Below are 21,068 nucleotides of genomic sequence, written 5' to 3'. Positions count from 1 at the left end.
CCGGGCTGTTCAACCCAGCAAAAGAGGCTCGGCTGCGGGCAAAGAAAGCTGCTTTTTGCCGTGCTTGCGTAATTCGACCGCATCCGTTTCTGCATGGGTCTTGTCTTGGCTGGAAAGCCGAAACACGCGAATATTATTCTGTGCTTTTTTGGTGGAACTATTCATGTCGTCGCACAGCATCGCCAGGCCAGCCACCATTTCCGAGTTTTGCTGTGTGATCTGATCCAGTTGCTGCAGGGCTTGGCTGACTTCTTGTACGCCGCCAGCCTGCTCGGTCGAAGCCAAGTTGATTTCTTCCAGCATCTGCTTGACGCGATTGACCATGGCGACGACCTCTTCCATCTGCGTTCTGGCTTCCTTGACGCGCTGATCGCCCAGATTGACGCGGATTTGGGATTCATCGATCAGGGTTTTTATTTCTTTGGCCGCCAGAGTCGTGCGCTGCGACAAAGCACGCACTTCGGAGGCCACGACGGCAAAACCACGACCATGTTCGCCCGCGCGCGCGGCCTCGACGGACGCATTCAAGGCCAGGATATTGGTCTGAAAGGCCACCCCTTCGATGACCTGAACGAACTCACCGATATTATTGGCAGATGTGGCGATTTCCTGCATCATGTCGGCGACACCCTGAATGATCTCCTGGCTTAAACCCACTGCCACGGATGCATCCTGGGCTGTTTCCACCCCCTGTTTGGTGGTCTGCGAGGTCTGGGCCACCGTGCCGCTGATTTCTTCCATGGCGGAAGCGGTTTTCACCAGGCTTTCGGCCTGGATCTGAGTACGATTTTCGAGTCCGGTGCTGCGCGAGACGATATCGTCGGATTTTTCCAACAATGAACGCAAGTCATGGTGAACATCCGCCATCACTGTCCGGCAAGGTGCGTACAGACAGATAACCCACGACCTTGTCCCCATTGCGCATCGGGGTTGCATTGGCCCGTACCCAGTAGCTATCGCCGTTCTTGCGCCGGTTCTTGATCAGGGCGCTCCAGATCCTGTCGGACTGGATGGTGGCCCAGAAGTCCCGAAATGCTTCTTCGGGCATGTCCGGATGGCGCAAGATATTATGCGGCTGACCGATCAGTTCGGCTTCGGTATAGCCGCTGACATCAATAAAATCCTGATTGCAATAAGTGATCCGACCCTTTAGGTCGGTGCTAGTCGGCCAACTGCGGGTGGACGCCCCAAGCCGCATCAGCAGGCGTCTGATCGCTCCCGCACTACCGGATTTCCATGCGCGCCATCCTCTGCTGGAAATTTTTCTGAGCTCCAGCGATCGCCGCATCGACCTGGCCCGCGAGGGTATAGATTGCGCCCTGCGTGTAGGATCTCCGGGTTCCAACAATCTCAGTGTCAAGCCCCTGGGCAAGCTCCGCATGATCAACTGCGCCAGCCCGCACTATCTGGCACGATTCGGCACACCCAACACACCAACTGACCTGAATCACCATCAAATGGTGCGCTATCAGCCCATGGCTCCCGGCGAACCTCCCGCCCCCTGGGAATGGATGGATGATCATGATCATCACACCCTGAACCTGGATGGCCCGGTGTCAGTCAACAACGCGGAAAACTACATTGCCTGCGCGCTGGCCGGGTTGGGCCTGATCCAGGTGCCAGTCTTTGATGTTCAGGAGCATCTGGACTGTGGCGATCTGATCGAGGTTCTGGCTGCCTGGACAGCCCCTGCCATACCCATCCAACTGGTGCATTCTTATGGTCATGGCCACTATCGTCCGCGCCGCCTTCAGGCATTCAATCATTGGCTCAGTAATCTGCTGGCGCCAATCATCAAGGCATAAAACCATGAGCTCACGACGCAACAAGGGCGGGGAAATCCCCGCCCTTGACTTGGTAGCCCGGCTGCCTGGATCACAGGCAACCGAAGCGACACACTTTAACGCACTTCGGACAACTGATCCAAAATACCTGGGTTTTCCAGCGTAGAAACATCCTGGGTGATGGGTTCGCCCTTGGCCACGACGCGCAGCAGGCGGCGCATGATCTTGCCGGAGCGGGTCTTGGGCAGGTTTTCACCGAAGCGGATTTCACGCGGCTTGGCAATCGGGCCGATTTCCTTGGCCACCCAGTCGCGCAGCGTCTTGGCCATGGCATCGGCATCTGCCCCATGAGGCAGAGCACCATTGAGCACCACAAAGGCCACCACGGCTTCGCCGGTCGTGGCATCCGGGCGACCCACCACGGCGGCCTCGGCCACCAATTCGTGTGCCACCAGAGCGGATTCAACTTCCATCGTACCCAGGCGGTGGCCAGAAACATTCAGCACGTCATCGATGCGACCCATGATCCAGAAATATCCGTCTTTATCGCGCTGGGCACCATCGCCAGCCAGATAATAACCGCGCAATTCCTCGGGAAAATAGGTTTTCTTGAAACGCTCTGGATCGCCCCATACCGTCCGAATCATCGAAGGCCACGGGCGACGAACCACCAGGAATCCCCCCTTGCCGCGTTCAACTTCTTCGCCGGTCTCGTCCACAATGGCCGCATCGATCCCTGGCAATGGCAGCGTGCAGGAGCCGGGCTTCAGGGGCGTGACACCAGGCAGCGGGGTGATCATATGAGCACCGGTTTCGGTCTGCCACCAAGTGTCGATCACAGGGCAGCGCTGATTGCCCACATTGTTGTAATACCAGACCCAGGCTTCGGGGTTGATGGGTTCGCCCACCGAGCCAATGATGCGCAGGCTGCTGAGATCATAGGATTTCGGGTGGACCTTGCTGTCAGACTCGGAGGCCTTGGTCAGCGAACGGATAGCGGTAGGCGCCGTGTAGAACACCGTGACCTTGTGTTCCTGGATCATTTTCCAGAAGCGGCCCGCATCCGGATAGGTGGGCACACCTTCAAAGACCACCTGGGTGACCCCGGCCGCCAAGGGGCCATAGGTGACATAAGAGTGTCCGGTGACCCAGCCCACGTCGGCCGTGCACCAGAACACATCATCGGGCTTCGCATCGAAGGTCCATTTCATGGTCATCAGCGACCACAGCAGGTAGCCCGCGCTGGAGTGCTGCACACCTTTGGGCTTGCCGGTGGAACCGGACGTATACAAAATAAACAGCGGATGGTCGGCATCCACTGGCACAGGCGGGCAGTCGGTGGACTGGCCATTAATGGCATCGTGCCACCAGACATCGTGGGCGGCATTCCATTGAACATCGGTGCCGGCACGCTTATAAGTGATGACCTTACGGACGGCTTCGCAGCCGCCCATGGCCAGGGCTTCGTCCACGGCATTTTTCAGGGCAATGGCCTTGCCACCGCGCAATTGGGCATCTGCCGTGATGATCAGGGTAGCGCCAACGTCCACCGTGCGTTCGTGGATGCTCTTGGCCGAAAACCCGCCAAACACCACCGAATGGATAATGCCCAGGCGGGCGCAGGCCTGCATGGCCACCACGGCCTCGATGGACATGGGCAGGTAAATGACCGAGCGTTCGCCCGCCTTGAAGCCCATGGATTTCAGCGCATTGGCAAACTGCGACACGCGGGCGTGGAGTTCTTTGTAGGTGACCTTGGTGACCTTGCCATCATCGGCCTCGAAGATCAGGGCGACATGGTTTTCAACGGGCGTGCCTAAATGTTTGTCCAGACAGTTGGCCGAAATATTCAGCTGGCCGTCCGGATAAAACCGATAAAAGGGTTGATTGGATTCGTCCACCACCTGGGTAAACGGTTTTTGCCAGACCAGGTTTTCATTGGCTAAGCGAGCCCAAAATGCATCCGGGTCACGGTTGGCTTCGTCGCACAAGGCCTGATAGGCCTCCATTCCGGACACGTTGGCCTGCTTCACCAGATCGGCCGGCGGCGGAAAGACCCGGTTTTCGACCAGAATGGATTCAATCTCCGTAGGCATTTCGCTCGCTCCTTTTGTTTGATGTGCTTTACATCATGTTTGAATTGTCTCGGTGACTACCGTACTGCAGAAGTCTTACTTGGCCCTGACAAGTGAAACAAAATTGTCCAGCCTAGTTGATTACCCTGATGTTGCCGCATCCCTGGCCTGTTGACCGCGCACAAAATTCAGCCGGGCCAGCAACCACAGGCCGGCCAGGAAGAACCCGCCCGTGACCAATAAGGCCAGGCGATGATTGCCCTGGGTAAACCAGACCAGCAAACCATAGGTCAGCGGCCCCACAACCGCCGCCAACTGGACGGCGAACGTCCACAGGGCGAAGAATTCTGCTGGGCGATGCGCGGGTGCCAGCACCCCCACCATGGCCCGTCCGGCGCTTTGGCTGGTGCCCATGCACAGCCCCGCCAGGCCTGCCGCCAACCAAAACACCAGCACCGACTGCGCCGCGACAGCCAGCGCCACCATGATCAGCCAACCAATCAGCGTCAATGCCAGTGCGCGCTTATGGCCGATATGATCCTGCAGATAGCCAAAACCGAACGCCCCCACCGCCGCCATGATATTGACCAGGAATACCAGCAGCATGGTCTGGCGCATGTCAAAGCCCATCACCTGGGTGGCATACACCGCCGACAGCGTAATCACCACGGTAATCCCCGCCTGATAGCAGGCAATGCACATCAACAGGCGGCGAAAATCCGGAAAGTCACGGCGGGTTTCATTCCAGGCGCGGCGCAGCTGGACCAGCAGGGCCGGGACCGCAGCCCTTGTCGTCTGGCGAGGTTCTCGCAACCACAAAAAGGACGGCAGCGCGGCCACGGCAAACAGCCCGGCTGTCAGCAGCATGATCCAGGGTACGTAATCCGCCGCCAGCAAGCCGACGGATTCTGCCGAGCCGGCCACCCACAGAGCCAAACCCAAGGCCAGCATGCCGCCACCATAGCCAAAGCTCCAGCCCCAGCCGGATACCCGCCCCATGGCCTCGGGGCGCGCCAAGCCGGGCAAAAACGACGCCACCGTGGATTCGCCCACACAGTAAAAGGCATTGGACAACAGCAAGCAGACCAAGCCCCAGGCAATATCCCCTGGGCCGACGGTCGCCAGCAGCGCAGTGGCCAGGACGCAGCCCAGCGTGCTGGTGAATAACAGACGTCGGTGGCCCGTGCGCGCATCGGCCCGAGCCCCCAGGCCCGGCATGAGCACCATGATGATGAGATAGGACAGGGACAAGGTCGCAGTCCAGGCCAGGGTTCCCCAAGCCTGGCCTGCCGCGACCACCCCTACGAAATAAGCACTAAAAACAGTGCTCAGGACCACCGTGGTGTAGCCGGAGTTGGCGAAGTCATACATCGCCCAGGACCAGACCTCGCGCCGCCCCACCCCCGGCAGCAGCGCAGGTTGGTGTGTGTTTTCTGGAGCAGCGAAACGGGAATGGGCCATAGGCTTGAATGGGCTTTCATCAAAATAGCCCTCCATTATTCCTTAAATCATGGCGATCCGACCCAGAATTATCGCAAAGCCGCGTGGATTTGCTCTAATGCCGTCGGGTCTTCGATCGTGGTGAGATCCCCCGGATCCCGACCCTCGCATAGCGCCACAATGGCCCGCCGCAGAACCTTGCCGGATCGGGTTTTAGGCAGACTGTTGACGAACAGGATGCGCGCTGGGCGGGCGACCGCCCCATTACGCTGTTCAATCACGCGTTTGATCTCGGACTCCAGCCGGGCAGCACCACCGGCCTCGTCCAGTAAAGCAGGGTTGCGCAAGACCGCAAAGGCCATGGCTTCCTGGCCTTTGAGTGCGTCGGCCACCCCCACCACGGCCGATTCGGCGACTGCTGGATGCGTGTTGACGGATTCCTCGATTTCGCGGGTGCCCAGGCGATGGCCGGCAACATTGATGACGTCATCGGTACGCCCAAGAATGAACCAGTAACCGTCCTCATCCACTAGCCCCCAATCAGAGGTGGAATAAGTCAGCCGCCCAGCAAAAGATCGGAAATAAGTCTGGACGAAACGTTCGTCATTGCCCCAGATCGTGCTCATGGCGCCGGGGGGCAGTGGCGGCTCAATCGCCACGACGCCCTTGTGGTTGGGACCGCTATCCTGGCCGGTGGCTTCGTCCACCACGCGCACATCGAAACCAAACACCGGCACTGTGGGACTGCCAAAGCGCGGAGGGATTTCCTCGACCCCCGGCTGGGCAGACAGAATCGGCCAGCCTGTCTCGGTCTGCCAATAGTTGTCGACCACAGGCTTGTTCAGGGCTTCGGACAGCCACTGGCCAGTGAGTTCATCCAACGGCTCGCCCGCCAGGTAGATACGATCCAGACTGGAGAGATCATGGCGTTTCAGCAAGGCAGGGTCGTGTTTTTTCAGCACGCGGATGGCCGTGGGCGCGGAGAACAGGGCATTAACCCGATAAGCTTCGACGATGCGCCACAAAATAGCGGCGTCCGGACGCACGGGCGTGCCCTCGTACATGACGGTGGCCTGACCATTGAGCAAAGGCCCATAAACGACATAAGAGTGCCCCACCACCCAACCCACATCACTGCTGGAAAAATACACGTCGCCGGGCTTGCCGCCAAAAATATATTCCATGGAGGCACACAAGGCTACGGCATAGCCGCCCACGTCGCGCTGCACGCCCTTGGGGTTGCCCGTGGTGCCGGAGGTATACAGCACATAGCTGGGGCTGTTGGACTCCAGCCAGACCACGGGGACCGGCACATCCAGATGCCGCGCGCGCAAAGTGGCGTAGTCCAGATCACGGCCAGCCACCAAATCCATAGGCACCAGTCCGCGATCCACCAACACCACGTGTTCTGGTGCATGTCCGCACTGGGCAATCGCCTGGTCCAATAGCGGCTTATAGGCAATCGGCCGCCCTCCGCGCGAGCCCGCATCAGTGGACACAATCACCTTGGGCTGGGCGTCGTCGATGCGCTGCGCCAGGTTATGGGCAGCAAAGCCGCCGAACACAACAGAATGAACCGCCCCCAGGCGGGCGCAGGCCAGCATGAAAAACGCCGCCTGGGGAATCATGGGCAGATAAATCAATACGCAGTCGCCCTGCACCACGCCCTGACTCTGGAGAATCGCGGCTGCAGCATTGACCTCGCGCGCCAACTGGGCCCGGGTGTAGACGATTTCCTGATCGACTTCAGTGGAGACCCAGATCAGGGCGGGCTGATCCGCCTGCGTATCCAGCCAGCGATCCACCGCGTTGTAGCACAAGTTAGTGCGGCCCCCGACAAACCAGCGGGCAAACGGCGGATTGGAATAATCCAGTACCTGGGTAAAGGGGGTTTCCCAGTGGATACGCTGGGCCTCGTGGGCCCAGAATGCGTCGCGATCCTGGATGGACTGACGATGAAATTCGCGGATTTTCTGCATGATGCTGTCTCCTGTCATCCTGCAGTTCCGGCCTGGTGCCAGTCACCCGAAGTGCGGATGTTTCCTGAATTATTATGGTGCCAACATGCTACACCAGCAGCTAACGTACTGTGCCAGGCTGACATGAAACTGACGCCTCAGGCTTGCACGGCAGCGTCTGCCAGCCCCCGCTGCAAAGCCCAGTTGGCCGCAGCCAGCCCCATGGCCGCCGTCACCGTCACCACCGAGCCATAACCGGCGCAAGACAGACCCTGCGGGGCCAGCAACGTGGATGTATCGACGGGCTGCGTCCAGGCGGAAGGCAGCACCACGGGCTGATCGAACCACAGGCAACTGACATCCATGCGCGGCACACGGCGTTTGGGTTTGCCGCCTGCCACACCGCCCTTGGGGTAGCCGTGGCGTTGACGCAAATCCTGCCGCAAGCGTCCCAGCAAGGCATCGTGCGTGACGCCTGACAAATCACCGGCCCGCAAAGCCAGGGAATCAGTCTTGCCACCTGCCCCACCGCACACCAGCAACGGCCAGCCCTGGGCACGCGCCTGCAGCACCATGGCGACCTTCGCAGGAATCTGGTCAGTGCAATCCAGCAGCATCCCAACCGGGCCGGTGGATAGCAGTCCGGCAATATTATCCGGCCCTACAAAATCATCGATCTCCGTGACCCTGCAGGCCGGGTTGATGTCCTGAACCCGGGCAGCCATGGCGCGGATCTTCGCCATCCCCAGCGTGCTGCCCAGCGCATGGGCCTGACGATTGATATTGGATTCAGCGATGTGGTCCATGTCCACCAGAGTCAGCGCCCCCACCCCCGAGCGCGCCAGGGCCTCGACACACCAGGTGCCCACGCCGCCTATACCCGCCACCATGACATGGAGATCGCCCAATACCTGGCTGGCGCCAGTGCCGTAAAGACGATCCAGACCGCCAAAGCGGCGGGCCGGGTCAAAATCGTCGGGGAGAGATTCGGGCGACAGTTGGGGCATTATCTGACAGGCAAACGTGAAGTTCCCTGATTTTACCGCCAGCCTTGAAACACCGAAGCCGGCATGCGGACTTGACCTGTCGGCAAGTCTTCTACAATATGAGACATCTACCATCCAGTTGCCAGATTAGCCCGTGTCCACTGCTGTTCTTTGCCCCAACCATACGCCACCACTGCAAGCCTTCGCGCTGCGCGATGACGACTGGCACCGCGCCTCTATCCGACAATCCCTGCAACATTGGGATGGCCACAGCGATCTATGGATTTTTGGCTATGGCTCACTGATCTGGCGACCGGAATTCGATTTTCTAGAAGCGCGACGGGCACGCATTCACGGCTATCATCGGGCGCTGTGCCTGTGGTCGCGCATCAATCGCGGCACGCCAGAACAACCAGGCCTGGTGTTTGGCCTGGACCTGGGCGGCGCCTGCACAGGGCGGGTGTACCGGATTTCCGGCCAACATGCCCCCGATACGCTGCTGGCCCTGTGGCGCCGGGAAATGCCCAGCGCGGCCTACCACCCCCGCTGGCTGGCCTGCCGCACAGAGCAGGGCCCGGTATCCGGCCTGGTGTTCGTGATGAACCGCCAGGACTCCGGCTATGCCTCCGGCCTTAGCCTGGACCAAATCGTCGCCGCCGTGCGCCAGGGGCATGGCCGCTACGGGGCCTGCACCGATTATGTCCTGCAAACTGCCCAGGCACTGGATCAGGCCGGCATCCCGGACCGCGCACTCTTGCCTATCACCCAGGCACTACTATCCTCAGAACCCTCATTATCCTGACAGACATCATGCCCATCGCCGATATACGCCAGACCTACCAAAAATACGAACTACTGGAATCCGCTGCCGCAGCCAATCCCCATGATCAGTTTGATACTTGGTTCCAGCAGGCATTGCACAGCCAGGTGGCCGAACCCACTGCCATGACGCTGGCCACCGCCGACCTCCAAGGACGACCATCGGCACGCATCGTGCTGCTGAAAGGCGTGGATGCGGGCGGTTTTGTGTTCTACACCAACTACCAGTCCCGCAAGGGCCACGAAATCACCGCCAACCCGTACGTCAGCCTGCTGTTTTTTTGGCCTGAACTCGAACGTCAGGTACGTATCGAGGGTGCCGTGGCAGCCGTATCGGCAGCCGAGTCCGACGCTTACTACCTCAGCCGCCCCCTGGGCTCACGCATCGGCGCCTGGGCCTCTCCTCAAAGCCAAGCCATCTCGCACGAAGCACTGGCCCAACGGGCCCACGACCTGGCTGAAAAACTCGGCGACAACCCTAGCCGCCCACCGCACTGGGGGGGCTATCGGGTGCATGCCCAGCGCATCGAATTCTGGCAGGGACGCCCATCCCGCCTGCATGACAGGCTGGTCTACACCCTGGACGCAGACCAGCATTGGCAACTATCGCGCCTGGCCCCCTGATGACAGTGACGCCCACCCCCGCCGATTTTCCGTCTTTGTATTTTCGTTCCGCTCTGGGCCGGTTTCCCACGGGGGTGACCATTGTCACCGCCGAGCACCCGGATAGCGGCCAGCCGATCGGATTAACCATCAGTTCGTTCAGCTCGGTATCGCTAGAGCCCCCCATGGTGCTGTGGACCCTGACCCACGCGGCCTCGTCCCTGCCTGTCTTTATGGCGCTGGATCATTACGTGATTCATGTGCTGTCCGCCAGCCAGATCGATCTGGCGCGGCGTTTCGCCAAAGGCGCGCAGGACGAGCGCTTCGCCGATCTGGCCCTGGATCGGGCCCCTAACGGTACTCTGATGCTGGGGGACGATCGCAGCGCAGCCTGGTTCGAATGCCATAACACCCAACAGCATCAGGCGGGCGACCATACCGTGTTTATCGGCCAGGTGGAACACTGCCACCGCCAGTTACTTTCGCCGCTGATTTACCACGCCGGGGATTTCGATCTGACTCAAGGCAGCGAACCACTGTCCCGCAACTAAGCCGCCCGGCTGGCAACCCGCCTGGACAAATGGCGATTCAATCCAAGGCGGGAGTATCCAGGTCGAACAGGCTGGTAACTTCGAGTTCCAGCACCTGCTGATCGTTCTGGTTGAATAAACGCCACGTCCAACGCATGATACCCAGGTCATCGCGCGACGAGGAAATGCGCTTTGAGTCCACGGTGGCTTCCAGACGCAATTGATCGCCTGGCCGCACAGGCACCATCCAGCGCAGGCGCTCCAGCCCAGGCGAACCAAAGGATTCCGACCCGGCCAAGGCAGCTTCAGCAGCCATTCGCATGGCCAGGCCGCAGGTCATCCAACCACTGGCAATCAGGCCGCCCCAACGACCGTCTTCGGCCCGCGCAGCGTCCAGGTGAAACCACTGCGGGTCATAGGCCTTGGCAAAAGCCAGCATCTCGGCCTCATCGACGGTGATGGGGCCATGCTTGATAATCTGACCCGGTTCAAATTCCTTGAATTTCATGATGGGATCCAAAAATAGATTCCCGCCTGTGCGGGAATAATGGCAGCAGCCATGTCAAAACTAGGCGGTGGTATCGGGAAAAGCGGCAGCGGCCCGGGCGATACGATCATTGACCCCCTGCCAGACCGGGTCTACAGGAGGACGCTGCAGCACGATGCGATCATAGCCTGCTGCGTCCAGGTCGCGCAGCAAAGCGTACAGACGATGCGCATAAGCCACTGGATCGTCCGGCAGCACCACCCAATCCAGCCCGGCGGGCGCCATGCCAGGAGCAGCCCCCAGGACCACGGCAGCCAGCCGGGCCGCAGGCGGCGCGGCTGGCGCGACAGAGCCAGAGTCAAACCCAGTCTGCCGCGCCAGTCGGCTGATCAGGTGTGTCCACTCAGACATAGTTCTGGCATTGGTCAGGCTGACCGGGGTATGAGGCGCATAATGCGCCTTCAGTGATCCAGACACTCGGGGGGCGGCAGCATCGGGCTGCGCAGGCAGATCACCCAGGATCTCGGCCAACTGCAAGATACTGATATGCCCAGGGCGCAACAAGGTCGGCCCAACGCCCTGGTCCAGGCGCGAGAGATCCAGAATGGTGGACTCGATGCCCACCTGGGACTCGCCCCCTTCCAGCACCATCAAGGCCTGTTCATCCAACAAGGGGAATTCGGCCCGCACGTGATCGGCCCGAGTGGGGGAAACATGGCCGAATTGGTTGGCGGATGGCGCTGCTACCCCGCCGTAGCCGTGGGGCTTCAGGCTGGCAAATACATGCAGCATGGCCTGGGCGACAGGGTGCGCAGGGCAACGCAAGCCAATACTGGCCTGGCCGCCGCTGACCACATCGGGGATATGTGCCGCACGCGGCAAAATCAGAGTCAATGGCCCTGGCCAGAATGCCGCCATCAGCAGATGGGCCTGATGCGGCACGCTGGCCGCCCAATAGGCGGGGTCCGTATCAGGAGACAGATGCACAATGACCGGATGGTTGGCAGGGCGCTGTTTTGCTGCATAGATGCGCGCCACCGCCTGGGGGTTTTCCGCATCGGCCCCCAGGCCATAAACAGTTTCTGTCGGAAACGCCACCAAGCGCCCCTGGGCCAGGCGATGCGCTGCCTGGATGATCCTCTCTTGAGAATCATCCAGCATTGGGCAAACCCAGTACCGAGCGCACCCGGGCCACGCGCTTGAGGAGTTCGGGCGAAGTGCTGCCTACGATATTGATATGCCCCATCTTGCGTCCGGGCCGCGCCTGGGATTTCACGTATAGATGCAGACGTGTGCCCGGCACCGCCAGGACACCGGCCCAGTTGGGCTCGCACAGCTGGCCCTGGGCATCGAACCACAGATCCCCCAGAACATTGAGCATGGCCGTTGGGCACAAGGTTTCGGTCAGGCCCAAAGGCAGGCCTGCCATGACGCGCGCCTGCTGCTCGAATTGGCTGACCAGACAACCGTCCTGCGTGTAATGACCACTGTTATGCGGACGCGGGGCCATTTCATTGGCCATGACGCTGCCGTCCTGCAGAACAAAGAACTCTACGCACAAGACCCCGTGATAATCCAGGTGATCGACCACGCGCAAGGCATGCCGACGCGCCTGTTCGGCCACTGCCGCAGGGACCGAACCATCCACGACCGAGAGCGCCAAAATACCATTCTGGTGGGCATTGCGCGACGGCGGATAGCTGACGGTGCGGCCATCCAGGCCGCGCACCACCACGACGGAAATCTCGTAATCCAGCGGCTGTAAGGCCTCAAGCACGCAAGCCACGCCCCCAAGGTCGGCAAAGGCCTGGAGCGCCTGGGCGCGATTGGCCACCCGAACCTGGCCCTTGCCGTCGTAACCCAAGCGCGCAGTCTTCAGAATGCCGGGAAACAAGGCGTCAGCACAATCACGCAGATCCGCTACCTGCTGGACTGCCGCGTGGGGTGCCACAGGCACCCCAGAAGCCTGCAGATAGGCCTTTTCAGCCACCCGATCCTGGGCCACGGCCACGGCATCGCCCGCAGGCGTCGTGCGGCAGTGCAACGCCAAGCGGCGCAAGCTATCGGCCGGGACGTTTTCGAATTCAGTGGTGACCGCCACACACAGGCTGGCCAGAACATCCAACGCTTGAGGATCATCATAGGCAGCCTGCACATGGCGATCAGCCACCATCCCGGCTGGGCTGGACTCGTCTGGGTCCAGCACGGCCACGCGATACCCCAGCGCCTGAGCCGCCTGGCAGAACATGCGGCCCAACTGCCCGCCCCCCAGCACCCCCAACCAGGCCCCCGGCACGGCAGGCAGGCGGGCCTTATCAGCTGTCACGGCAGTCATCAGAGGGCCTCCGGCGGGACAGTCATGGACCGGGCCGTCTGGGTCTGATGCGCCCGATAAGCCTGCAGATGCTGCAGCAGGCCTGGATCGGTCATGGCCAGATTGGCCACCACATGCAAGGCGGCATTGGCGGCGCCGGCTTCGCCAATGGCAAATGTGCCCACTGGCACGCCGCGCGGCATCTGCACAATAGACAACAAGGAGTCTTCGCCGCGCAGATAGCGCGACGGCACAGGAACACCGAAAACCGGCACCGGCGTCAGGGCCGCCATCATGCCGGGCAAGTGGGCCGCGCCCCCTGCTCCGGCAATAATGGCACGCAAGCCACGGGCCACCGCCTGGGCACCGTAATCAACCATTTCCAGCGGCATGCGATGCGCCGATACGACACGCGTCTCGTAGGCAATGCCGAACTCATCCAGCACGCCGACTGCATGGCGCATGACTTCCCAGTCGCTGGACGATCCCATGATGATACCCACCACGGGACCATCACCGGATCGCTGTCCTATCCGTGCTGGTTCTGCCGTATTCATCAGGCGGCCCCTTGGGTCAGGCGGTCCTGGGCTTCGCGGTATTTTTCGGCAGTGCGCTCAATGACCTCGGTCGGCAGGCGCGGGGCAGGCGCAGTCTTGTCCCAATCCTGGGTTTCCAGCCAATCACGCACGAACTGTTTATCGAAAGAAGGCGGATTGATGCCCAGGGCATAGCCGTCAGCAGGCCAGAAACGTGAGGAATCCGGTGTCAGAACCTCGTCCATCAGATGCAAAGTGCCACGGGCATCCAGACCAAATTCGAACTTGGTGTCAGCGATCAGAATACCCTGGCGGCTGGCATAGGCAGCGGCCTCGGTGTAGAGCGCCAGGGTCAGACGGCGGATTTGAGCCGCCAGATCGGCACCCACCTGAGCCACGACATAATTGAAATCGACATTTTCGTCATGCTGACCAAATTCGGCCTTGGCAGCGGGAGTGAAAATCGGCTCGGGGAGTTTTTCCGCCTGGCGCAGCCCTGCCGGTAAAACCACCCCGCAGACGGACCCGCCAGCCTGGTAGTCCTTCCAGCCGGACCCGATCAGATAGCCGCGGGCAACGGCCTCGACCAACACGGGTTCCAGGCGCTTGACGACCATGGCGCGACCAGTTACCTGATGGCGTTCATCCGGTGCCACGACGTCTTCCGGGGCAATGTCGGTAACATGCGTGGGCATCAGATGGCCCAGGCGCTGCAGCCAGAATTCGGTCAATGCCGTCAGGACCTTGCCCTTACCGGGGATCGGATCATCCAGAATGACGTCAAAGGCCGAGATCCGGTCGGTGGCGACGATCAGCAGTTTGTCTTCGCCCACGGCATACATGTCGCGGACCTTGCCGCGCCCCAGCAGGGGCAACGACTGGATAGTGGATTGGAGCAAGGCCTTCATCAGGTTTATTTCACCAGTTGCTTGAGTTCGCCGGCCGCATAACGAGCAGCCATGTCAGACAAGGGGATGGCCTTGATCTTGGAGGCATTGCCCGCCGTGCCGAATTGTTCGTAGCGCGCCAGGCAGACTTTCTTAGCGGCTTCGCGGGCTGGCTTGAGGTATTCGCGCGGGTCGAATTTCGAGGGATTTTCTGCCATGAAGCGGCGAATGGCGCCCGTCATGGCCAAACGAATATCGGTATCGATGTTGACCTTGCGCACGCCGAACTTAATGGCTTCCTGAAGTTCTTCGACGGGCACGCCGTAGGTTTCCTTCATGTCGCCGCCGAATTCGCGGATTTCAGCCAGGAGCTCCTGGGGCACGCTGGAGCTGCCATGCATGACCAGGTGGGTATTGGGCAGACGTGCGTGGATGTCCTTGATGCGCTGCACCGACAGAATATCGCCCGTGGGCTTGCGGGTAAATTTGTAGGCACCGTGGCTGGTACCCACCGCAATGGCCAAGGCATCCAACTGGGTTTGTTTGACGAAGTCAGCCGCCTGTTCCGGGTCGGTCAGGAGCTGATCCAGGGTCATGGTGCCCTCGGCCCCGTGACCATCTTCTTTGTCGCCCATCATGGTTTCCAAGGAACCCAGGCAGCCCAGTTCGCCCTCGACGGTGACGCCGAGCTTATGCGCAATGGCCACGACCTGCTTGGTGACATCCAGGTTGTACTCGTAAGAGGCAATGCTCTTGCCGTCGGCCATCAGCGAACCGTCCATCATGACGCTGGAAAAGCCCAGATCGATGGCGCCCTGGCAGATCGCGGGCGATTGGCCGTGGTCTTGGTGCATGACAACGGGAATATGCGGATAGGTATCGACGGCAGCCTGGATCAGCAGCTTGAGAAAGCCTTCGCCGGCATATTTGCGTGCGCCCGCCGATGCCTGCATGATGACAGGGCTGTCGGTCTCGGCGGCGGCCTCCATGATGGCCTGGACTTGTTCCAGATTATTGACGTTGAAGGCAGGGATCCCGTAGCCGTGTTCGGCAGCGTGATCCAGGAGTTGACGCATGGAAACCAGGGCCATGGCTGGACCTCCAGAAGAAAAATGGTGGAAAAAATCGAATTCCAGCGATTTTAAGGCGGAATGGGAATTGCTGCTGGTTACCCCTTAGGAACGACGGGCGGATTTCGGCCTGAAGGACTTGACGACGGACTCGTGCGTGTCGATATAAGGCCCGCCAATCAGGTCCAGGCAATAGGGCACTGCGGCAAAAACCCCTGGCACGCGCACGCTGCCGTCTTCGCCGCGCAGGCCCTCCAGGGTTTCGCGGATGGCCTTGGGTTGACCAGGCAAATTGATGATCAGCGCGGCGTGGTCGGCAATTTCACGGATCACGGCCACCTGGCGCGATAAAATCGCCGTGGGCACAAAAGCCAGGCTGACCTGGCGCATTTGTTCGCCAAAACCCGGCATTTCCCGGGTCGCGACATCCAGCGTGGCTTCTGGGGTCACATCCCGACGGGCCGGACCAGTCCCCCCCGTGGTCAGCACCAGATCGCAACGCGCCACATCCACCAGCTCGCGCAAAGCATCGGCAATCCCCGGGCGGCTATCTGGAATCAGGCGCGACACGATCTGTGCCGGGCGGGTCAACGCCAGGCCCAGCCACTCGGCCAAGGCAGGAATCCCCTGGTCCTGATATACCCCGGATGAGGCGCGATCCGACACGGAAACAAGCCCCACCAATAGTTCGTCGGGGTGGCTGCGCTGCAAGGGAAAAGACTGATTCATAGCTGAGGTCCTGCGATAAACCAAAAAGAAAACCATTCTATTGTATCGACGACCACATACAGCCCATCCCCCGATACCCCCCTGATAACAGGGATAATGGTCTTTATTGCACACAACTTGCCCGCTGATCCCAAGCCTGCCCCAACCATCCAGGCGCCGGGCTAGCGCAAGGGCAAAGCCATATCAATAAGGCCCAAATTTATGACAGCCAGTGATTCCAGCCCAGAATTCAGCGCCACACTCAGCCTGCGCAGCGGCGATCAGGCCTGGGGGTCCGAACGGCGCATGGCCTTATTGGCCGCCATCGGCACCGAGGGATCGATCAGTGCAGCCGCCCGCAAGATCGGCTTGAGCTACAAGGCCGCCTGGGACGCAGTGGACATGATGAACAATCTGGCGGGCGACCTGCTGGTGGAACGCGTGACGGGCGGCGTCCGTGGCGGCGGCGCACAGCTGACGGATCGGGCCCGCCAACTGGTCGCCTGGTACCAAGCCGTGCAGGCCGAACACCAGCGCTTCATGGAGGTCTTGTCGCGCTTTGGGCCGGATAGTCAGCAGCACTTGGATCTCTTGCAGAGCATGGCCTTGCAAACATCGGCGCGCAATCGCTTCGAAGGCGTGATCGGGCAAATCGACAGCGGTCCGGTCAACGACCGCCTGAGCCTCGTGCTGGACGATACGCACAGCCTGACCGCGACCCTGACCCACGCCAGCACTGAACGCCTGGGCCTGGTGCCAGGTCGGCGGGCACTGGCCTTCATCAAAGCCCAGGCGGTACGCATCGAAACGATGCCGACCCAGACGGTCATAGCCAGCAGTCCCGAACACACTTGCTGGGAAGGACGCGTGCGGCATTCCGTCACGGGGGACGGACTACAGGAAATCAGCCTGTCCGTCAGTCCTCAGCGACAAGTCACCGGCATCCTGAACGCCAGCAGCCATCATCCGGCATTGGTCGCCGGGGCTAGCGCCCGTGCCTGGTTTCCCGCAGCGGATGTCCTCATCGGGACACTGGATTGATGCTTGTGTCCACGGCATGCACACGACCATGCGCAATATGAAAGACTTCGTCGGCCAGGGCCTGTACATCGGCGGGGTCATGGGTAATCAAGACGGTGGGGATGTCGATATCCTGCTGCAACTGGGCCAATTCGGCACGCATCTGGGTACGCAGACCGATATCCAGGGCCGATAGGGGTTCATCCAGCAACAACAGGCCCGGATCTGTGGACAGGGCGCGCGCCAGGGCGACCCGCTGGCGCTGTCCGCCCGACAGGGTGACGGGATAGCGATCCAGCAGCTCACCAAGATGGAAAGCCTGTACCCAGCGACGGGCCGGAGTGGGCAAGGCATCGCGTCCTTGCCCGGAGATGGCCATCTCATTGCCCAAGGCTCCTGTATCCGCCGCCTTTGCCGCCTTGCGCTGCCAGGGCCAGGCATGCCAGTTCAACCAGCCGCGCTGCAAGCCAAAGACAATGTTCTGGCGCACGGTCAAATGCGGAAACAGGGCGTAATCCTGAAATAAATAAGCCAGGCGCCGGTGACGCGGTGGAATATCCACCCCGCCCGCCGAATCGAACAGCACACGGCCGTCCACGACGATGCGCCCCTGATCGGGACGCAGCAAACCCGCAATGGCCTGCATCGTCAGTGTCTTGCCAGACCCGGACGGCCCAAACAGCGCCACCCGGCGCGCGTCTGTATGCCAGGCGGGCTGCAAGAGAAAGCCCTCCGCTCCCCCTACCCGGCAGGAAAAATCGATATCCAGACTCATGCGGACCGCCTTCGAGTATGGCGCCCACCCGGCATCAGCCAGGCCGCCAGGCACAAGACCACGACACAGGTGGCCGAGGTGACCAGCACCAGAATATTGGCGGTGTCGTCATTGCCAGCCTGCACGGCCTCGTAGATGGCAATCGACAGGGTCTGGGTCTTGCCGGGAATATTCCCGGCCACCATCAGCGTGGCACCGAATTCGCCCAGAGCGCGGGCAAATGCCAACAGCACCCCGGCCAAGATACCGCGCGCGGCCAGCGGCAGGCTGACTCGGAAAAACACCGCCGCAGGCGACACGCCCAATACCGCCGCCGCCTGTTCCAGCCGCTGATCCACATCCAGAAACGCCGCACGTGCGGCCTTCAGCACCATGGGGTAGGCCACGACCGACGCCGCCAGCACCGCCCCCTGCCAGGTAAATACCAGCTCGATACCGTGCGACTGCAGCCAGGCGCCCAACCAGCCGCGCCGCCCGAACACCACCAACAGGTAGTAGCCCGTGACCGTGGGGGGCAGCACCATGGGCAGGGTCAGAAAAGCATCAACCACATCACACCAGCGCGACGGCCAGCGCGACAGCCCATAGGCCGTGGCAATGCCCCCCACCGTCGCCAGCAGTGTGGCCCAGCCAGCGACCTTCAGCGACAAGAGCAGGGGAATCCAGAGTTCAGGCACGCGCAGTCAGATCAAGGTTTGGCAAACCCGTATTGTGCCAAGATCGCCTGGCCTGCGGGTGACACCACATAATCCAAAAATGCAGCGGCCTCCCGGGCGCGGCCATCGCGCTGCACCAAGGCAATCGGGTACACCACCGGGGTTGGGGTATCAACGGTCTGTATCAGCTTCACTTTATCCTTCATGATGGCCGCATCCGTCGCAAACACAAAACCGGCATCCACCTCGCCGCGCTCGACATAGCTCAGTACCTGGCGCACGTTCTGGCCCAAGATCTGGCGCGCCTGGACATCATCCCAGGCCCCCGCCTGCTGCAAGGCTTCCCGGGTGTAACGTCCCACCGGCACGGAATCCGGATTACCCAGCGCAATACGCTGCACCTTGGCACCCGACAGATCTTTCAGGGATTGGATATTGCCGGGGTTATCCACCGGCACCACCAGCACAACCTCATTGCGCACAAAGTCGACCCGGGAAGCCGGATCGACGGCCTTGGCAGCCACGGCCTTATCCATGGCTTTTTGGTCCGCCGAGGCAAACACATCCGCCGGGGCGCCCTCGATGATCTGGCGCAGCACGACATCGGAAGCGCCGAACGTCGTCAGCACCTGCGTATCGGGATGTGCGGCCTGGTACTGGGCGGCCAGATCCTTGAACGCATTGGTCAGGCTGGCTGCGCCAGACACCAGGATCTCGCCCGCCATGGCGGGCGCCAGGGCGCAGGACAAAGCGCAGGCAACAATCAAACGGCGAAACAGCATCTTCAAATCTCCTTGAGACGAGCCATTTTTCAGACAAGGCATAATCGTAATATATATAGGTATATTTCGATATCACAGTATCACGCCCTGACTCCGATCGTCAAAGGCTTATCCAAGGCCTCGCATGGATCAGGCCTGAATCAACAGCCCGTAGCGCGACAGGTAGAATGAGGCAGAGTTCCTGCTGATTAGCGGGGATTTGACGTGATTCTTGGAAAACATGCCCAGCCAGCCCTCAGCCTTCCCGACCGTCGATGCCTTTCTGGATGCCCTATGGCTGGAAGATGGCCTGTCGGACAACACCCTGTCCGCCTACCGGCGCGATCTGACGGCTTTCGGGCATTGGCTGGATCTGACCCACCATCTGGCGCCGGAATCCGCCCAGCAGGCACATATCCAGGGCTGGATGACCACCCAGTACCAACAAACCAAGGCCAGCACCGCCAACCGGCGCTTGGCGGCCCTGCGGCGCTATTACCTATGGGCCATACGCCGAGGCCTGTGCCACGATGATCCATGCCTGGGGCTGCACAGCGCCAAGCAACCGGCCCGCTTCCCCAAGACCCTGTCAGAATCCCAAGTGGACAAACTGCTGAACGCACCCGATGTCGACAGCACCTTGGGCCTGCGCGACCGCGCCATGCTGGAAACCTTGTACGCCACGGGCCTGCGCGTCAGCGAGCTGGTCAATCTGGGCATACAGGACGTCAGCCTGAGCGACGGCATTGTGCGCGTCGTCATGGGCAAGGGCGCCAAAGACCGCCTGGTGCCACTGGGCGACGAGGCCCTGTACTGGATCGAAGGCTATCTACGCGAAAGCCGCCCCACCCTGCTGAACGCCCGGATATCCGATGCCTTGTTTGTCACTATCCGGGCTGCCGCCATGACGCGCCAGGCATTCTGGCTGCTGATCCGAAAATACGCTGAACAAGCCGACATCCGCGTGCCGCTGTCCCCCCATGTACTGCGCCATGCCTTCGCCACCCATTTACTGAACCACGGCGCAGACTTGCGGGTGGTGCAGCTATTGTTGGGGCATGCGGATATCTCGACGACGCAGATTTATACCCATGTGGCCCGCGAACGCCTGAAAACACTGTATCAACAACATCACCCCCGAGCCTGACCATGAGCAAAACCAAACATACCTCGGAAACCCCCGCCACCCACTGGCTGCGGCAGCAGAAAATCCCGTTCGGCGAACACCCCTATGACTATGTGGACCACGGCGGCGCCCGCGAGGCAGCCCAGCAGTTGGGCGTAGCGCTGCACCAGGTCGCCAAGACCCTGATCATGGAAGACGAGCAGGGTCGCCCCCTGGTGGTGCTGATGCACGGCGACTGCGAAGTCTCCACCAAAAACCTGGCGCGCCAGACCGGGGCCAAGAAAATCACTCCCTGCACACCGGACGACGCCCAGCGCAATTCCGGCTATCAGGTAGGCGGAACATCCCCCTTTGCCACCCGCAAGCGCATGCCGGTCTGGGTGGAGCAAACCCTGCTGGACTATGAAACGGTCTACCTGAATGGCGGACGACGCGGGTATCTGATCAGCGTCGCAGCCGACGTGCTGACCGGGCCACTGGGGGCCCGGTTGGTTCAAGTGGCGCTGAAGGCCGGAGACTGATTTTTCAAGGCT

Annotated in this window: 23 protein-coding genes; 7 read left to right on the top strand and 16 right to left on the bottom strand. The window is 61.0% G+C overall.

The features are described from left to right. Positions 1-9: 9 nt before the first annotated feature. A complete protein-coding gene (locus tag VDP81_RS12015; RefSeq protein WP_322997045.1) occupies positions 10-867 on the bottom strand; it encodes a methyl-accepting chemotaxis protein in 858 nt (285 codons plus the stop codon). Further along, the gene (locus VDP81_RS12010; RefSeq protein WP_322997044.1) at positions 848-1,198 is read right to left on the bottom strand and encodes a PAS domain-containing protein; all 351 of its coding nucleotides are present in this window, start codon (positions 1,196-1,198) and stop codon (positions 848-850) included. Before VDP81_RS12010 ends, VDP81_RS12015 begins: the two co-directional genes overlap by 20 nt. Between VDP81_RS12010 and VDP81_RS12005 the strand changes: the two genes are divergently transcribed. Then, positions 1,179-1,805 carry a LysR substrate-binding domain-containing protein gene (locus tag VDP81_RS12005; RefSeq protein ID WP_322997043.1) on the top strand — a complete coding sequence of 209 codons (627 nt, stop codon included), beginning with the start codon at positions 1,179-1,181 and terminating at the stop codon, positions 1,803-1,805. The genes VDP81_RS12010 and VDP81_RS12005 overlap by 20 nt on opposite strands. A gap of 95 nt (positions 1,806-1,900) precedes the next feature. Here the strand turns inward: VDP81_RS12005 and acs are convergent, their stop codons facing one another. From acs to VDP81_RS11985, 4 genes are all read right to left on the bottom strand, one after another. After that, the gene (gene acs, locus VDP81_RS12000) at positions 1,901-3,880 is read right to left on the bottom strand and encodes an acetate--CoA ligase (RefSeq protein WP_323012470.1); all 1,980 of its coding nucleotides are present in this window, start codon (positions 3,878-3,880) and stop codon (positions 1,901-1,903) included. A gap of 120 nt (positions 3,881-4,000) precedes the next feature. Beyond that, positions 4,001-5,320: an MFS transporter gene (locus VDP81_RS11995; protein ID WP_323012469.1), complete on the bottom strand. Its 1,320-nt coding sequence runs from the start codon at positions 5,318-5,320 to the stop codon at positions 4,001-4,003. 68 nt (positions 5,321-5,388) lie between these two features. Further along, positions 5,389-7,278 (bottom strand): propionate--CoA ligase, encoded by a 1,890-nt coding sequence (locus VDP81_RS11990; RefSeq protein WP_323012468.1) that lies wholly within the window; start codon positions 7,276-7,278, stop codon positions 5,389-5,391. A 137-nt stretch (positions 7,279-7,415) separates the two neighbouring features. Next, positions 7,416-8,264: a tRNA threonylcarbamoyladenosine dehydratase gene (locus VDP81_RS11985; protein WP_323012467.1), complete on the bottom strand. Its 849-nt coding sequence runs from the start codon at positions 8,262-8,264 to the stop codon at positions 7,416-7,418. Positions 8,265-8,397: 133 nt separating this feature from the next. On the opposite strand from VDP81_RS11985, the gene VDP81_RS11980 reads away from it, so the two are divergent. The 3 genes from VDP81_RS11980 to VDP81_RS11970 are packed head-to-tail and all read left to right on the top strand — an operon-like array spanning position 8,398 to position 10,216. Then, positions 8,398-9,045, top strand: a complete 648-nt coding sequence (locus VDP81_RS11980) for a gamma-glutamylcyclotransferase (RefSeq protein ID WP_322997038.1) — start codon at positions 8,398-8,400, stop codon at positions 9,043-9,045. An 8-nt stretch (positions 9,046-9,053) separates the two neighbouring features. Beyond that, complete coding sequence (pdxH, locus tag VDP81_RS11975; RefSeq protein WP_322997037.1) at positions 9,054-9,686, top strand: pyridoxamine 5'-phosphate oxidase; 633 nt, start codon at positions 9,054-9,056, stop codon at positions 9,684-9,686. Then, the gene (locus VDP81_RS11970) at positions 9,686-10,216 is read left to right on the top strand and encodes a flavin reductase family protein (RefSeq protein ID WP_322997036.1); all 531 of its coding nucleotides are present in this window, start codon (positions 9,686-9,688) and stop codon (positions 10,214-10,216) included. Before pdxH ends, VDP81_RS11970 begins: the two co-directional genes overlap by 1 nt. A 37-nt stretch (positions 10,217-10,253) precedes the next feature. Here the strand turns inward: VDP81_RS11970 and VDP81_RS11965 are convergent, their stop codons facing one another. The 7 genes from VDP81_RS11965 to mog form a co-directional block, all read right to left on the bottom strand. Next, positions 10,254-10,703, bottom strand: coding sequence for a MaoC family dehydratase (locus VDP81_RS11965; RefSeq protein ID WP_322997035.1), 450 nt, complete (start codon positions 10,701-10,703; stop codon positions 10,254-10,256). 60 nt (positions 10,704-10,763) lie between these two features. Then, positions 10,764-11,843 carry an L-threonylcarbamoyladenylate synthase gene (locus VDP81_RS11960; protein ID WP_323012466.1) on the bottom strand — a complete coding sequence of 360 codons (1,080 nt, stop codon included), beginning with the start codon at positions 11,841-11,843 and terminating at the stop codon, positions 10,764-10,766. Then, on the bottom strand, positions 11,833-13,017 hold the full coding sequence (locus tag VDP81_RS11955) for a 5-(carboxyamino)imidazole ribonucleotide synthase (protein ID WP_322997033.1): 1,185 nt from the start codon (positions 13,015-13,017) through the stop codon (positions 11,833-11,835). Before VDP81_RS11955 ends, VDP81_RS11960 begins: the two co-directional genes overlap by 11 nt. Continuing rightward, the gene (gene purE / locus VDP81_RS11950; protein WP_322997032.1) at positions 13,017-13,553 is read right to left on the bottom strand and encodes a 5-(carboxyamino)imidazole ribonucleotide mutase; all 537 of its coding nucleotides are present in this window, start codon (positions 13,551-13,553) and stop codon (positions 13,017-13,019) included. Before purE ends, VDP81_RS11955 begins: the two co-directional genes overlap by 1 nt. After that, entirely contained in the window at positions 13,553-14,440 is an 888-nt protein-coding gene (locus tag VDP81_RS11945) for a phosphoribosylaminoimidazolesuccinocarboxamide synthase (protein ID WP_416233252.1), read from the bottom strand. The genes purE and VDP81_RS11945 overlap by 1 nt, the downstream gene beginning before the upstream one ends. 5 nt (positions 14,441-14,445) lie before the next feature. Further along, a complete protein-coding gene (gene fba, locus VDP81_RS11940) occupies positions 14,446-15,510 on the bottom strand; it encodes a class II fructose-bisphosphate aldolase (RefSeq protein WP_322997031.1) in 1,065 nt (354 codons plus the stop codon). A gap of 84 nt (positions 15,511-15,594) precedes the next feature. Beyond that, positions 15,595-16,218, bottom strand: coding sequence for a molybdopterin adenylyltransferase (gene mog / locus VDP81_RS11935; RefSeq protein WP_322997030.1), 624 nt, complete (start codon positions 16,216-16,218; stop codon positions 15,595-15,597). Positions 16,219-16,419: 201 nt separating this feature from the next. On the opposite strand from mog, the gene VDP81_RS11930 reads away from it, so the two are divergent. Further along, on the top strand, positions 16,420-17,238 hold the full coding sequence (locus VDP81_RS11930) for a TOBE domain-containing protein (protein ID WP_322997029.1): 819 nt from the start codon (positions 16,420-16,422) through the stop codon (positions 17,236-17,238). Here the strand turns inward: VDP81_RS11930 and VDP81_RS11925 are convergent. From VDP81_RS11925 to modA, 3 genes are read right to left on the bottom strand one after another with little or no spacing between them, the layout of a single operon-like run. After that, a complete protein-coding gene (locus VDP81_RS11925) occupies positions 17,219-17,992 on the bottom strand; it encodes an ABC transporter ATP-binding protein (RefSeq protein WP_322997028.1) in 774 nt (257 codons plus the stop codon). The genes VDP81_RS11930 and VDP81_RS11925 overlap by 20 nt on opposite strands. Then, the gene (modB, locus tag VDP81_RS11920) at positions 17,989-18,669 is read right to left on the bottom strand and encodes a molybdate ABC transporter permease subunit (protein ID WP_322997027.1); all 681 of its coding nucleotides are present in this window, start codon (positions 18,667-18,669) and stop codon (positions 17,989-17,991) included. The genes VDP81_RS11925 and modB overlap by 4 nt, the downstream gene beginning before the upstream one ends. 11 nt (positions 18,670-18,680) lie before the next feature. Continuing rightward, entirely contained in the window at positions 18,681-19,430 is a 750-nt protein-coding gene (modA, locus tag VDP81_RS11915; RefSeq protein ID WP_323012465.1) for a molybdate ABC transporter substrate-binding protein, read from the bottom strand. Positions 19,431-19,650: 220 nt separating this feature from the next. Here modA and xerD point away from each other — a divergent pair, with 220 nt between their 5' ends. Next, the gene (gene xerD, locus VDP81_RS11910) at positions 19,651-20,556 is read left to right on the top strand and encodes a site-specific tyrosine recombinase XerD (RefSeq protein WP_322997025.1); all 906 of its coding nucleotides are present in this window, start codon (positions 19,651-19,653) and stop codon (positions 20,554-20,556) included. 2 nt (positions 20,557-20,558) lie between these two features. After that, positions 20,559-21,056: an aminoacyl-tRNA deacylase gene (locus VDP81_RS11905; protein ID WP_323012464.1), complete on the top strand. Its 498-nt coding sequence runs from the start codon at positions 20,559-20,561 to the stop codon at positions 21,054-21,056. Positions 21,057-21,068: the final 12 nt, after the last annotated feature.

This window comes from Castellaniella sp., assembly GCF_034675845.1.
Lineage (GTDB): Bacteria > Pseudomonadota > Gammaproteobacteria > Burkholderiales > Burkholderiaceae_B > Castellaniella.
This window is presented reverse-complemented; position numbering and strand designations above follow the sequence as displayed.